Source organism: Pseudomonas sp., assembly GCF_035497915.1.
In the GTDB taxonomy this organism is placed as follows: Bacteria; Pseudomonadota; Gammaproteobacteria; order Pseudomonadales; family Pseudomonadaceae; genus Serpens.
Genome location: NZ_DATJCS010000052.1, coordinates 13,695 through 27,361, shown reverse-complemented (window position 1 = coordinate 27,361; position 13,667 = coordinate 13,695). Strand labels below are relative to the sequence as shown.

General features: G+C 66.8%; 11 protein-coding genes and 1 pseudogene. 10 read left to right on the top strand and 2 right to left on the bottom strand.

Annotated features, from left to right (window positions below; all coding sequences use genetic code 11):
• Window positions 1–77 precede the first annotated feature (77 nt).
• The 10 genes and pseudogenes from VL129_RS16105 (at window position 78) to VL129_RS16060 (ending at window position 11,934) form a co-directional block, all read left to right on the top strand.
• Window positions 78–287, top strand: a complete 210-nt coding sequence (locus VL129_RS16105; protein WP_027589791.1) for a YgdI/YgdR family lipoprotein — start codon at window positions 78–80, stop codon at window positions 285–287.
• 182 nt (window positions 288–469) lie between these two features.
• Window positions 470–1,048, top strand: coding sequence for an ANTAR domain-containing response regulator (locus VL129_RS16100; RefSeq protein WP_325414492.1), 579 nt, complete (start codon window positions 470–472; stop codon window positions 1,046–1,048).
• A gap of 623 nt (window positions 1,049–1,671) precedes the next feature.
• Complete coding sequence (gene alaC / locus VL129_RS16095; RefSeq protein ID WP_325414490.1) at window positions 1,672–2,904, top strand: alanine transaminase; 1,233 nt, start codon at window positions 1,672–1,674, stop codon at window positions 2,902–2,904.
• A gap of 606 nt (window positions 2,905–3,510) precedes the next feature.
• On the top strand, window positions 3,511–4,755 hold the full coding sequence (locus VL129_RS16090) for a CmpA/NrtA family ABC transporter substrate-binding protein (protein ID WP_325414488.1): 1,245 nt from the start codon (window positions 3,511–3,513) through the stop codon (window positions 4,753–4,755).
• Between the two features lie 16 nt (window positions 4,756–4,771).
• On the top strand, window positions 4,772–5,617 hold the full coding sequence (gene ntrB, locus VL129_RS16085) for a nitrate ABC transporter permease (RefSeq protein ID WP_325414486.1): 846 nt from the start codon (window positions 4,772–4,774) through the stop codon (window positions 5,615–5,617).
• 14 nt (window positions 5,618–5,631) lie between these two features.
• Window positions 5,632–6,420: an ABC transporter ATP-binding protein gene (locus VL129_RS16080; protein ID WP_325414484.1), complete on the top strand. Its 789-nt coding sequence runs from the start codon at window positions 5,632–5,634 to the stop codon at window positions 6,418–6,420.
• 146 nt (window positions 6,421–6,566) lie between these two features.
• Complete coding sequence (locus VL129_RS16075; RefSeq protein WP_325414482.1) at window positions 6,567–7,268, top strand: hypothetical protein; 702 nt, start codon at window positions 6,567–6,569, stop codon at window positions 7,266–7,268.
• Window positions 7,269–7,518: 250 nt separating this feature from the next.
• Window positions 7,519–8,718: pseudogene (locus tag VL129_RS16070) on the top strand (NAD(P)/FAD-dependent oxidoreductase); the annotation flags it as partial.
• A gap of 16 nt (window positions 8,719–8,734) precedes the next feature.
• Window positions 8,735–11,431, top strand: a complete 2,697-nt coding sequence (locus VL129_RS16065; protein ID WP_325414480.1) for a nitrate reductase — start codon at window positions 8,735–8,737, stop codon at window positions 11,429–11,431.
• Window positions 11,432–11,457: 26 nt separating this feature from the next.
• Window positions 11,458–11,934, top strand: coding sequence for a cytochrome C (locus tag VL129_RS16060; protein ID WP_325414478.1), 477 nt, complete (start codon window positions 11,458–11,460; stop codon window positions 11,932–11,934).
• Between the two features lie 52 nt (window positions 11,935–11,986).
• Here VL129_RS16060 and VL129_RS16055 read toward each other — a convergent pair whose 3' ends face one another.
• Together VL129_RS16055 and sigX are read right to left on the bottom strand one after the other, a co-directional pair.
• Entirely contained in the window at window positions 11,987–12,964 is a 978-nt protein-coding gene (locus VL129_RS16055) for an OmpA family protein (protein WP_325414476.1), read from the bottom strand.
• A 75-nt stretch (window positions 12,965–13,039) separates the two neighbouring features.
• Window positions 13,040–13,633, bottom strand: coding sequence for an RNA polymerase sigma factor SigX (gene sigX, locus VL129_RS16050; RefSeq protein WP_325414474.1), 594 nt, complete (start codon window positions 13,631–13,633; stop codon window positions 13,040–13,042).
• Between the last annotated feature and the right edge of the window lie 34 nt (window positions 13,634–13,667).

Below are 13,667 nucleotides of genomic sequence, written 5' to 3'. Positions count from 1 at the left end.
ACGCGGGGAGCATCCGCCAGGCCTGCTGGTCACAGCCCTGTACGCCCGTTCAGGGTGAAACGGTAGGAGGCTCCTCAATGAAGCACTGGATCATTGCTGCGTGCTGCGCGCTGGGGCTGGCGGGTTGCGCCAGCGATTACATCATCGCCACGACCGACGGCCAGATGCTGGCCAGCCAGGACAAGCCCGAGCTCGACAAGAAGACCGGCCTGATCGAGTACGAGGACAGCGAGGGGCGCACCCGGCAGATTCCCAAGTCCCAGGTGCGGCAGATCATCGAGCGCTGATCCACGGCCAAGCGCCCTGGCATGGCAGTTGCTCCGGCATCGGCATACCTATAACGGCGCGCCCGCGCCTTGCCGTGCCCGTGTTCCGCCGATCCACCATGAGGCATGACCTCCTTGCCATGCGCCCTTGTTGTGCGCATGAGCGGGAATGGTTCGGCGGAGCACATCGTGGAGAGACTGCCATGCTGCGCATCCTGCTGATCAACGACACCGCCCGTCATGTGGGGCGTCTTCGACAGGCCCTGAGCGAAGCGGGATTCGACGTCATCGCCGAATCCGGTCCGACCATTGACCTCCCCGACCGCGTGGAAGCGCTCAAGCCCGACGTCATCCTGATCGACAGCGAATCGCCCGGCCGCGACGTGCTCGAGCAAGTGGTCATGGTGTCGCGCGCCCAGCCCCGCCCGATCGTGATGTTCACCGACGAGCAGGACCCACAGGTGATGCGCCAGGCGATTCGCTCGGGGGTCAGCGCCTACATCGTCGAAGGCATCCAGACCCAGCGCCTGAAGCCCATCCTCGACGTGGCCATGGCCCGCTTCGAAAGCGAGCAGACCCTGCGCAGCCAGTTGCAGGCCCGCGAAGCGCAGCTCAACGAACGCAAGCGCATCGAACAGGCCAAGGGCATCCTCATGAAGCTGCGCCAATGCGACGAGGAAGAGGCCTACACCCTCATGCGCCGCCAGGCCATGGGCCGGCAGCAGAAACTCATCCAGGTGGCCGAGCAGATCATCGCCATGCAGTCGCTGATGCGCGGCTGAGGCCTACCCCACAGGGCTGGACTTGTAGGGCCGGGTTTATCCCGGCCGACATTGCTGCGACTGACATCCTTAGCTGTCACCCGCCTCCGCTGGCCGGCGTAAAGCCGGCCCTACAGGTTCTTCCCGGCATCAGGCGAACGTCATGCCTTGTAGGGCCGGGTTTACCCCGGCCGATGTTGCTGCGACCGACACCCTTAGCGGAGCACCCACCTCCGCTGGCCGGCATAAAGCCGGCCCTACAGGTTCTTCCGGTATCGGCGAACGTCATGCCTTGTAGGGCCGGGTTTACCCCGGCCGATGTTGCTGCGACCGACACCACAGGCTTAGCACCCGCCCCCGCTGGCCGGCGTAAAGCCGGCCCTACAGGTTCTTCCCGGCATCGGGCGAGCGTCATGCCTTTGTAGGGCCGGGTTTACCCCGGCCGACGTTGCTGCGACCGGCACCCTTAGCGGAGCACCCGCCCCCGCCGGCCGGCGTAAAGCCGGCCCTACAGGTCCGGCCACAGTCCCAGCGCCCGGGCCGGCTTGCCGCTTGTCGGTGGACGGCGTATCGTCGCCTTCGGTCGCACAGGCGACCAGCGTCGCTCGGACGGTTCCGGGCGCTTACGTCACATCGAGGAAATCATGGCCGAACACGGCAAGCGCCGCTTTGCGCGCATCGATCGTCTGCCCCCCTACGTTTTCAATATCACCGCCGAGCTGAAGATGGCCGCCCGCCGCCGTGGCGAGGACATCATCGACTTCAGCATGGGCAACCCGGACGGCGCCACGCCGCCGCATATCGTCGAGAAGCTGGTGCAGGTCGCCCAGCGCGACGACACCCATGGCTATTCCACCTCGCGCGGCATTCCGCGCCTGCGCCGCGCAATTTCGCGCTGGTACCAGGATCGCTACGCCGTGGAGATCGACCCGGAATCCGAAGCCATCGTCACCATCGGCTCCAAGGAAGGCCTGGCGCACCTGATGCTGGCCACCCTGGACCAGGGCGACACGGTGCTGGTCCCCAACCCCAGCTACCCGATCCACATCTACGGCGCGGTGATCGCCGGCGCCCAGGTGCGCTCGGTGCCGCTGATTCCCGGCATGGACTTCTTCGCCGAGCTGGAACGGGCGATTCGCGAGTCGATCCCCAAGCCAAAGATGATCATCATCGGCTTCCCCTCCAACCCCACCGCCCAGTGCGTGGAGCTGGACTTCTTCGAGCGTGTGGTGGCCCTGGCCAAGCAGTACGACATCCTGGTGGTGCACGACCTGGCCTACGCGGATATCGTCTATGACGGCTGGAAGGCGCCGTCGATCATGCAGGTGCCGGGCGCCAAGGACGTGGCGGTGGAGTTCTTCACCCTGTCCAAGAGCTACAACATGGCCGGCTGGCGCATCGGCTTCATGGTCGGCAACCCCGAGCTGGTCAACGCCCTGGCGCGCATCAAGAGCTACCACGACTACGGCACCTTCACACCGCTGCAGGTGGCGGCCATCGCCGCGCTGGAAGGCGACCAGCAGTGCGTGCGCGACATCGCCGAGCAGTACCGCCAGCGCCGCAACCTGATGGTCAAGGGCCTGCACGAGGCCGGCTGGATGGTCGAGAACCCCAAGGCGTCCATGTACATCTGGGCGAAGATTCCCGAGCCCTATGCGCACATGGGCTCGCTGGAGTTCGCCAAGAAGCTGCTGGCCGAGGCCAAGGTGTCGGTGTCCCCGGGCATCGGCTTCGGCGAGTACGGCGACGATCATGTGCGCTTCGCGCTGATCGAAAACCAGGACCGCATCCGCCAGGCGCTGCGTGGCATCAAGGCGATGTTCCGCGCCGACGGACTGATCACCCCACCGACCAAGGCGCGCAAGACCGAGGCCTGACCCGTCAGGGGCCGGCGCAACGCCGGCCCCGTAGAGCAGTCGGCGCTTTCCCGGCGGCCGATGCGGTGTGCACCCAGCGGCGGCCCACGAGGCCGCGCGGAAATCCTGTGGGGCCGGCTTTACGCCGGCCAGCGGGCTCGAATCCTCAGAAACCATTGCGTTCCCACCTCTGCCGGCCGGGATAAACCGGCCGGGCAGGTCCGGCCCCACAACCACCAGCGTAACCAGGCTTTCGTAGGAGGGGCTTGGCCGCGACGCCCTACCCACCCGGTCGCGGCTAAAGCCGCTCCTACAGGTTCCGCATCGGTCATCGCGGTAGCGCTCCAGCATGCGCCGCCCTGGCGCATAGCAGGTGCCCCAACGCACAAGTACAAGGCATCGCCTTTCCCACTCTCCGCTCTGCATACGCCAACCGGCTGTTTTCAAAGGCTTTTAATTGCCTCTGAAAACCTGGCAAGCCCTTTGCTTTGTCTCAACCGAACTCTCGCGGCACGCCAATGGCGGCGGGCTGTGGATCGCGGACAACGGCGTCCGTCGGGTTGCCTTCCCCCTCGCAGGTAACCCGACGTGTACGCCGTTTTTTATTGCCCGAAAAAGGAAGTCTCCATGAACGAGCGTGATTCGACCCGTCGCACCTTTCTCAAGCAGTCCATTGCCGTCGCCGGGCTGAGCCTCGCCGCGCCGTCTTTCCTGCGCACCACCGCCTGGGCGGCGGGTTCGGATGCGCCGGAGAAAACCGATCTGCGCATCGGATTCATACCGCTCACCGATTGCGCCTCGGTGGTTGTCGCCGCCACCCAGGGCTTCGGCAGCAAGTACGGGCTGAACATCACGCCCAGCAAGGAAGCCTCCTGGGCTGGCGTGCGCGACAAGTTGAACACCGGCGAGCTGGATGCCGCCCACGTGCTGTACGGCATGATGTACGGCGCCCAGCTAGGGCTGGCCGGCCCGCAGCGTGACATGGCGGTACTTATGAGTCTGAACCAGAACGGCCAGGGCATCACCCTCTCGAAACAGCTGCGCGACGCGGGCGTGACCACCGGCGAACAGCTGGCCGCCCATGTAAAGCAGTCCGCCACGCCGCTGACCTTCGCCCAGACCTTCCCCACCGGCACCCACGCCATGTGGCTCTACTACTGGCTGGGCGCCCACGGCATCAATCCGATGAGCGACGTGAAGACCATCACCGTGCCGCCGCCGCAGATGGTGGCCAACATGCGCGTCGGCAACATGGACGGTTTCTGCGTCGGCGAGCCCTGGGGCGCGCGGGCGATCTTCGACAAGGTGGGCTTCACCGTGGCCACCAGCCAGCAGATCTGGCCGGACCATCCGGAGAAGGTGCTGGGCACCACCCGCGCCTTCGTCGAGCAGTACCCCAACACCGCCCGCGCGCTGGTGATGGCGCTGCTGGAAGCCAGCCGCTTCATCGACGCCAATGAGGAAAATCGCCGCAGCACCGCCAAGCTGATCGCCGGCAAGGCCTATGTGAATGCCCCGGTGCAGGTGATCGAGCAGCGCTTCCTCGGCAACTACGAGGATGGCCTCGGCAACAGCTGGCAGGACCCGTACAGCATGCGGTTCTGCCGCGACGGCAGCGTCAACTTCCCCTATCACTCCGACGGCATGTGGTTCCTGACCCAGTTCCGCCGCTGGGGACTGCTGAGCGAAGACCCCGATTACGCCGCCGTGGCCGCTGCCGTCAACCAGACCCGCCTGTACAGCGAAGCCGCCAGCGCCCTGGGCATGGCCGTACCGGCCAGCCCGCTGCGCAGCAGCACGCTGATCGACGGCAAGCGGTGGGACGGCAGTGATCCGGCCGGCTACGCCCGTTCCTTCACCATCAAGGTTTGACCTGAGGAGACGCGCCATGACCGTACCCTTGACGCCGCCCCCGGTGGCCCATCGCGAAACCCACCCCCTGCGTCGCCTGGCCATCGCCGGCTGGCTGCGCCAGGGCACGCAGGCGGTGCTGCCGCCGCTGCTGGGCATCCTGCTGTTCCTGTTCCTCTGGGCGCTGCTGGCGGCGCGCAGCGAGGGCCTGCCCGGCCCCCTGGTCACCGGGCAGGCGGCGCTGGCGCTGTTCGCCGATCCCTTCTACGACAACGGCCCCAATGACATGGGCATCGGCTGGAACATCCTGCATTCGCTGGGTCGAGTCGGCGCCGGCTTCGGGCTGGCGGCGCTGGTCGGCATCCCGCTGGGCTTCGCCATCGGCCGCTTCGCCTTCCTGGCGCGCATGCTGGCGCCGATCATCAGCCTGCTGCGCCCGGTGTCGCCGCTGGTCTGGCTGCCGATCGGCCTGCTGGTGTTCGAGGCCGCCGGGCCGGCGTCGATCTGGGTGATTTTCATCAGCGCCATCTGGCCGATCATCCTCAACACCGCCGCCGGCGTGGCCAGCGTGCCGCAGGACTACCTGAACGTCGCCCGCGTGCTGAAGCTCTCCGAATACAAGGTGCTGACCCGCATCCTGTTCCCGGCGGTGCTGCCGCACCTGATGACCGGCATCCGCCTGGCCATCGGCGTGGCCTGGCTGGTGATCGTCGCGGCGGAAATGCTCACCGGCGGCATCGGCCTGGGCTTCTGGGTGTGGGACGAGTGGAACAACCTCAACGTGGCGCACATTCTCATCGCCATCGTCATCGTCGGCCTGGTCGGCCTGGCCCTGGAGCAGAGCCTGCTCCTGCTGGCCCGCCGCTTCGACTACCACAGCTGAGCCCGGAGGCTTTCATGGACAAATTCGTCGAGCTGACCCGCGTCGGCAAACACTTCGAGACCCGCAAGGGGCGCTTCGTCGCCCTGCGCGAGGTGAACCTGGACATCGCCCGCGGCGAGTTCGTCTCGCTGATCGGCCACTCCGGCTGCGGCAAGTCCACGGTGCTCAACCTGATCGCCGGGCTGCTGGAGCCCAGCGAGGGCGGGCTGATCTGCAACGGCCGGGAAATCGACGGGCCCGGCCCGGAACGTGCGGTGGTGTTCCAGAACCACAGCCTACTGCCCTGGATGACCTGCCTGGGCAACGTGCAGCTGGCGGTGGACAAGGTGTTCGCCAGCCAGAGCAAGGCCGAGCGCCGCGAACGCAGCGAGGCGGCCCTGCGCATGGTCGGCCTCGACCATGCGCTGCACAAATACCCCAGCGAGATCTCCGGCGGCATGAAACAGCGCGTCGGCATCGCCCGCGCGCTGGTGATGGAGCCCAAGGTGTTGCTGATGGACGAACCGTTCGGCGCGCTGGACGCCCTCACCCGCGCCCATCTGCAGGACGAACTGCTGCGCATCGTCGGCCAGACCCACAGCACCGTGGTGATGGTGACCCACGACGTGGACGAAGCGGTGCTGCTCTCCGACCGCATCGTGATGATGAGCAACGGGCCGGCGGCCACCGTCGGCGACATCCTCACCGTCGAACTGCCGCGCCCCCGCGAGCGCCTGGCCCTGGCCAACGACCCGCTCTATCACCAGTACCGGGGCGCGGTACTGGAATTCCTTTACCAGCGCCAGCGCCGCCCGGCCGCCTGAGTGCTGCGCATGGCGACCCCGCGCGGGGTCGCCATTTGTCCCGCTCAAGATAAGCCGCCCGATGCCGACAACCCTCACACAACAAGGCGAACTGCCCGTTAGGGCTTTACAACGCTTCGCACTCGTCCACCCGGGGGATGGTCAGCATGTCGGCTTTCAGGAAGAAGAACACTCTGGCACCGGCCTACAGCTGGCGCGGCACACAGTCGGAGCCGGGGATTCTGGTGCACTACCGCTCCGATCATCATGAGCGCTCGGATGGCCTGTTCTGGTGCCTGTCCTGGCTGGCGCTGCTGCTGCATCTGCACCTGTTCATCACCGATGCGCACAACCTGCCCCAGCACGCCTATCGCTGGATGCTGATCGGCAGCTATGCGCTGATGTTCCTGGCGCCGGCCTGGCTGCTGGCCCGCCCGCTCACCTGGCTGCCGCGCCCGCTGCAGCTGACCTTCCAGGTTCTACTGATCAGCCTCGTGCATCTGCTGGTGCATATCGACCACCTGTTCTGGACCTCGCAAGGCCAGCACTGGGGCGACCTGTCCCTGGACGCGACCCTGGCCTTGCTCCGCGCGCAGAATCCATTGCTGGTGGTGCTGGCCATCCTGACCGTCCAGACCCTTCTGCGCAGCCTGGCCAGCCTGGTGATTCTCTTCGCACCGCGCCTGCCTTTGCCTGGCCTGCGTCTGGCGCTGCTGGTGTTCCTTGCCACCACGGGTGCCGAACGCCTGGGCTATGCCCTCGGGCATTACGAACACAATCGCACCCTGCTGCGCATGGCCGATGGCATGCCCTTCCATCAGCCGCTGGTCATCGACCAATACCTGAAAGAGCTGCGCGGCAAACCCTGAGCCTGACGCACCGCGCGCGGGCAGGACGCACCAGCAGCGGACACGCGCGGCCCGTCCCCACCCAGGCGCCAGTGCCCACCCCCCCTGAACCCGGGCATCTGCCAACCTGGCACGCTGTCTGCTTGGCTTCTTCGCAACACCGGCACGGCCTTCAACGGCGAAGGCAGCAACGACCGGCACGGACAAAGGCGTCCTCGTCGCACTGGCGACGGGACGCCTTTTTTGTTTCTGCAGGCTGACGGAGACGCGAATGAACAGACCCAGGCTGGTCATGGTCGGCAACGGCATGGCCGGGGTGCGCACGCTGGAAGAATTGCTCAGGCTGGCCCCGAACCTCTACGACATTCAGGTGTTCGGCGCCGAGCCGCACCCCAATTACAACCGCATCCTGCTCACCCCGGTGCTGGCCGGCGAACAGCGCCTTGAGGACATCATCCTCAACGATCTGGACTGGTATCGACAGCACGCTATCCGCCTGCATCTGGGCAAGAAGATCGTGCGCATCGATCGCGCACGGCGTCGGGTAATTGCTGACGATGGCAGCGAGGCGCAGTACGACCGCCTGCTGCTGGCCACCGGTTCCCGCTCGTTCATTCCGCCGCTGCCCGGCCATGATCTGGCTGGCGTCATCGGCTATCGCGACATCGCCGACACCCGCGCCATGCTCGACGCCGCCGAACGCTATCGCCACGCCGTGGTGGTCGGCGGCGGCCTGCTCGGCCTGGAGGCGGCCAACGGCCTGCGCCAGCGGGGCATGCAGGTGAGCGTGGTGCACCGGGGCGAGTGGCTGCTGGATCGCCAGCTGGACCGCACCGCCGGCGAGCTGCTGCAGCGGAGCCTGGAGGCACGTGGCATCCGCTTTCGCCTGGCCGCCACCACCGAGCGCCTGCTCGGCGGCGAGGACGGCCGGGTACGCACCGTCTGTCTGCAGAACGGCGAGCGGCTGCCCGCCGAGCTGGTGGTGATGGCCACGGGCATCCGCCCCAACGCTGAACTGGCCGAAGCAGCCGGCCTGCCCTGCCGACAGGGTATTCGGGTCGACGACACCCTGCAGACCTTCGATCCGCGCATCTATGCCGTGGGCGAATGCGTCAGCCATCGCGGCATCAGCTACGGGCTGGTGGCGCCACTGTTCGAGCAGGCACGGGTATGCGCCACGCACCTGGCGCGCCTGGGCATCGGCCGCTACGCGGGATCGCTGCTGGCCACCCGCCTCAAGGTCACCGACATCGACCTGTTTTCCGCCGGCGACTTCAGCGGCGACGCCGGCACGCAATCCATCACCCTGAGCGACCCCACGCGCGGCATCTACCGCAAGCTGGTGGTGCGCAACGACCGCCTGGTGGGCGCCTGCCTGTTCGGCGACAGCGCGGATAGCGCCTGGTACCAGCGCTTGATCCGCGAGGGCTGCAGCATCGCCGGCTGCCGCGAGCGGCTGATGTTCGGTGAAGCACAGGAGACCCGCCATGCCGGATGACCGCCAGACCACTGCCGCCACCTGCTGCTACTGCGGGGTCGGTTGCGGCGTGCTGATCGAGCACGACGGCCAGCGCATCCTCGGGGTGCGCGGCGATCCGGCCCATCCGGCCAATCGGGGCCGACTGTGCAGCAAGGGCGCGAGCCTGCACCTGAGCGGCGACCTGGCCAGCCGCGCCTTGTATCCGGAGCTGCGCCTGGGCAAGGCCCTGGGCCGCAGCCGGACCGACTGGGACAGCGCGCTGGAACATGCCGCCGAGCGCTTCGCCGCGACGATCCGGGAGCATGGCCCGCAGAGCGTCGCCTTCTATGTCTCCGGCCAGTTGCTCACCGAGGACTACTACGCCTTCAACAAGCTGGCCCGCGCGCTGATCGGTACACCACACATCGACAGCAACTCGCGGCTGTGCATGTCCAGCGCCGTGGTGGGCTACAAGCGCAGCCTGGGCGCCGACGCGCCGCCCTGTTCCTACGAGGATGTGGAGCTGGCCGACTGCGTGCTGATCATTGGCGCCAACCCGGCCTTCGCCCATCCGGTGCTGTTCCGGCGTCTGGAGGCCGCCAAGGCGCAGCGCCCGCAGATGCGCGTCATCGTGGTCGACCCACGACGCACCGACAGTTGCGAGCTGGCCGATCTGCATCTGGCGCTGCAGCCGGGCACCGACGTCGCCTTGCTGCATGGGCTGCTGCACCTGCTGCTGCGCGACCAGCGCCTCGCCCCCACCTTCATCGCCGAACACACCGAAGGCTTCGCGGCACTGCACAGCCTGGTGCAGGAGTACCCGCCGGAGCGGGTCAGCCAGCTGTGCGGGCTGAGTGAAGACGATCTGGAGCAGGCCGCGCGCTGGATCGGTGATGCTCCCCGCTTTCTGTCGCTGTGGTGCATGGGCCTCAACCAGTCCAGTAGCGGCAGCGCCCGAAACAGCGCGCTGATCAACCTGCACCTGGCCACCGGGCAGATCGGCCGGCCCGGCGCCGGTCCCTTCTCGCTGACCGGTCAGCCCAACGCCATGGGCGGCCGCGAAACCGGCACCCTGGCCAATCTGCTGCCCGGACATCGGGAAGCCAACAATGCCGAGCACCGCGCCGAGGTCGCCGGTTACTGGGGCGTCAACAGCATTCCTGGCGCCGGGCTGAGTGCGGTCGAGCTGTTCGACGCCGTGGCCGACGGCCACATCAAGGCGCTGTGGATCGCCTGCACCAACCCGGCGCAGTCGATGCCCGACCAGCAACGCATACACGCGGCGCTGGCGGCCTGCCCGTTCGTGGTGGTGCAGGAGGCGTTCGCCGGTACCGAGACCTGCGCCTACGCGGACCTACTGCTGCCCGCCGCCAGCTGGGGCGAGAAGGACGGCACGGTGACCAATTCGGAGCGGCGCATCAGCCCTGTGCGCAAAGCCGTGCCGGCCCCCGGCGCCGCGCGGCCGGACTGGGCCATCGCCTGCGACTTCGCCCGGCGCCTGGAAGCACGGCTGCGGCCCGGCCTTCCCAGCTTGTTCGCCTTCGACTCGGCGCAGGCGCTGTTCGAGGAGTTCACACCGCTCACCGCCGGGCGTGATCTGGATTACTCGGGGCTCAGCCACGCCCTGCTCGACCGCCTCGGCCCGCAGCAATGGCCGTTCCCGGCCGGCGCCCGCCAGGGCACGCCACGCCTGTACGCGGATGGCCGTTTTCCGACACCCAGCGGACGGGCGCGCTTCATCGCCGAGCCTTATCGAGCCCCGTTGGAAGCTGCGGAGCGTGCGTTTCCGTTGCTGCTCAACACCGGAAGGCTGCGCGATCAGTGGCACGGCATGAGCCGCACCGCCAGCGCCGCGCAATCGTTCGGCCATGCGCCGGAGCCGCTGCTGGGCCTGCATGCGGACGACCTCGCCGGTCTGTGCCTGCGCGACGGTGATCTGGTGCGAGTCGCCAGCCGACGGGGCGCGCTGGTGCTGCCGGCGCAGACCGATCCCGGGCTGCGCCGGGGCCACGCCTGGCTACCGATGCACTGGGGGGATCGCTTCCTTAAGGGGCTCGGCAGCAACGTGCTGACCCAGCCGGGGTTCGATCCGCTGTCGCGCCAGCCGGAGCTGAAGTTCAGCACCATTGCGGTCACACCCATCGATCTGCCCTGGCGGCTGTATGTACTGGTGGAAGGTTGCGGGCTGGCGCATCTGGACGCGCTGCGCCCGCTGCTGGCGGACTTTCCCTACGCCAGTCTGGGACTGCAGGGCCGCGAGCGTACGGCGTTGGTGATCCGCGCCGCGAGCAACCAGGCGCCGCCACGGGAGTGGCTGGCGCGCCTGGACCGAATGCTGGCCCTGCACGAACCCCTGCTCGCCTACGACGACCCGGCCACCGGGATCAGCAAGCGCCTGCGCATCGAACAGGGGCGCCTGACCGCGCTGCGCCTGGCCGGCGAAACCCTCGGCCGCGACTGGCTGACCGCGCTGTGGCGTGAGGGCAAGCCGATCGAGGGTCCCCCACACCGGTTGCTGGCGCCGTCGCCCGGCCAGGCGACGACCGACCGCCTGGTGTGCAACTGCCTGAATGTAACGGCGGACCGCATCCAGGCGGGGCTGACCCGTGGCCTGGGGCTGCCGGAGCTGCAGCGCGAACTGCGTTGCGGCACCCAGTGCGGTTCGTGTCTGCCGGAGATCCGCCGCATGGCCAGGGACACTGTCAGCAGCTGCGCTATAACTTGAAACCCGGACTCAAGGAGAGAGCCATCATGATCACTGCTTCATTGCGTGCCACCGCCCTGCTATTGCCCCTGTGCGCCTGGGCGGCGGCGCCCGCCGGCGATGTGGAGCAACTCGAGCGGGGCCGTTATCTGGTGCAGATCGCCGGCTGCAACGACTGCCACACCGACAATTACCTGCAAGCTCCGGATCAGGTCCCGGAAAGTTCCTGGCTACAGGGAACGGGCCTAGGCTGGAACGGCCCCTGGGGAACCACCTATGCCAGCAACCTGCGCCTGGTGCTGCCGCAGCTGAGCGAAACCGAGTGGCTGCACCTGGCGCGCAATGCCAATTACCGGCCGCCGATGCCCAATCACGCCCTCCGGCTGATGAGCGACGAGGACCTGCTGAGCATCCATCGCTTCGTCAGGCATCTGGGCCAGGCCGGTACGCCGGCGCCCGCCTATGTGCCACCGTCCGGCAAGACTTCCGGCCCGTTGGTGCTCTTCCCTTCCCCCGACCAATAAAAAACCGGGGCCCCTTCAGGCCCCGGTCTTGGTCACACAGAGCGAATGGACCTCATTCGACCTGCGCTTCCACCTCGGCTTCCACGCGGCGGTTGATGGCGCGGCCGGCCTCGGTGGCGTTGTCCGCCACCGGGCGGGTTTCGCCATAGCCGACCGAATCCACGCGGCTGCCATCGATGTCGTACTGCTCCACCAGCACGTTGCGCACGGAGCTCGCGCGACGATCGGAAAGGTCCTGGTTGTAGGCCTCGGTGCCGACCGAGTCGGTGTGTCCTTCCACCACCGTGGTGGTCTGCGGGAACTGCTGCATGAATTCCGCCAGGTTGCGGATATCGTCGTAGCTGTCCTCGCGCACCACGTCCTTGTCGAAATCGAACTTCACATCCAGTTCGACGCGCACCGTTTCCGGAATGGGCTCGGCTTCGACCACCGGTTCGTAGACCGGCTCGGCCTGAACAACTTCTTCCTGGCGACCGCCACCGAAATTCAGGCCTACCCCAACGCCGGCCATCCACTCGCTGTCGCCCTGGTCGATGTTGTGAATGGCATCCACCCCCGCCCGGGCGAAGAAGTTTTCGGTGAAATAGACCTTCAGCCCGGCACCGACATTGGCGAAGGTACTGTGGTCCCGTCCGTCGCGTTCCGCCTGGCCAATGCTCTGGTGAGCCATGCCGGCCGACAGGTACGGGCGCACGCCAGGTCCCGGCTCGCCGAAGTGGTAGACCGCGTCGAGCGAGGTCAGACTGCCCTTGATGTTCTTGTAACGCCCATCGGCCGTGACCGGATCGTCCGAGGTGAGATCGTGGTATTCGCCGTGGGAGATGCCCAGGGAGACATCATCCGTGAGGAAGTAGCTAGCCCCGGCCCCGTAAAGCTCGCCTTCGCTTTCGATATTGCGACGGCTGTCGGGGTAGTACTGCTTGGCGAACACTTCCACCTCGACGGCGCCCTGGCCCTGAGCCAACGCGTTTGCGGAGGTCGCGGCGACAACAGCACCAATGACCGCGCCTAAGGTGTTTTTGAGCCTCATCCGTAAATCCCCATCTGAATGGTATGGATGGCTCCCCCCGAAACAGAGGAGTCACCATTCAGAGAGGCGGACCGCTTACAAAGTTTCCGCGCTGCCGGCGAATTTTTCGCGCATACGGTCCAGCGCCCGCTTGTAGCGCATCTTCGTGGCGCTGAGACCCATGTGCATGATGTCGGCGATTTCCTGGAATTCCAGTTCGGCGACAAAGCGCAGGATGAGGATTTCCCGGTCGATGGGATTGACGTGCACCAGCCAGCGATCCAGCCCGCCCTTGTCCTCTACCTTCGGGGTTTTCTCCTCCGAAGCCTCTTCCAGGGGTTCCAGGCTGAGCGCGTCGACGAGGCGGCGTTTGCGACGTTCCTTGCGGTACTGGGTGATGCACTCGTTGTAGGTGATGCTGTACAGCCAGGTCTTGAACTTGGACTTGCCTTCGAAGTTCTTCAAGCCGTACAGCACCTTGAGCATCACTTCCTGGCAGACATCGTCGGCATCCCGGTCGTTGCCCAGATACCGCGCACAGACATTGAACAGCGTGCGCTGGTAGCGCCGCATCAGCTCTTCGTAGGCACGGGTGATATGGAAGAGTTCCTGGTGCGCACGTGCCACCAGCTCTTCGTCGGAGAGCTCGCGGGGGTCATAGCGCTGGCCGGGGTGCTGGACTTTGTTCAAAACGAATCGTCGGCAATTGAGGCGGATGCGCAGC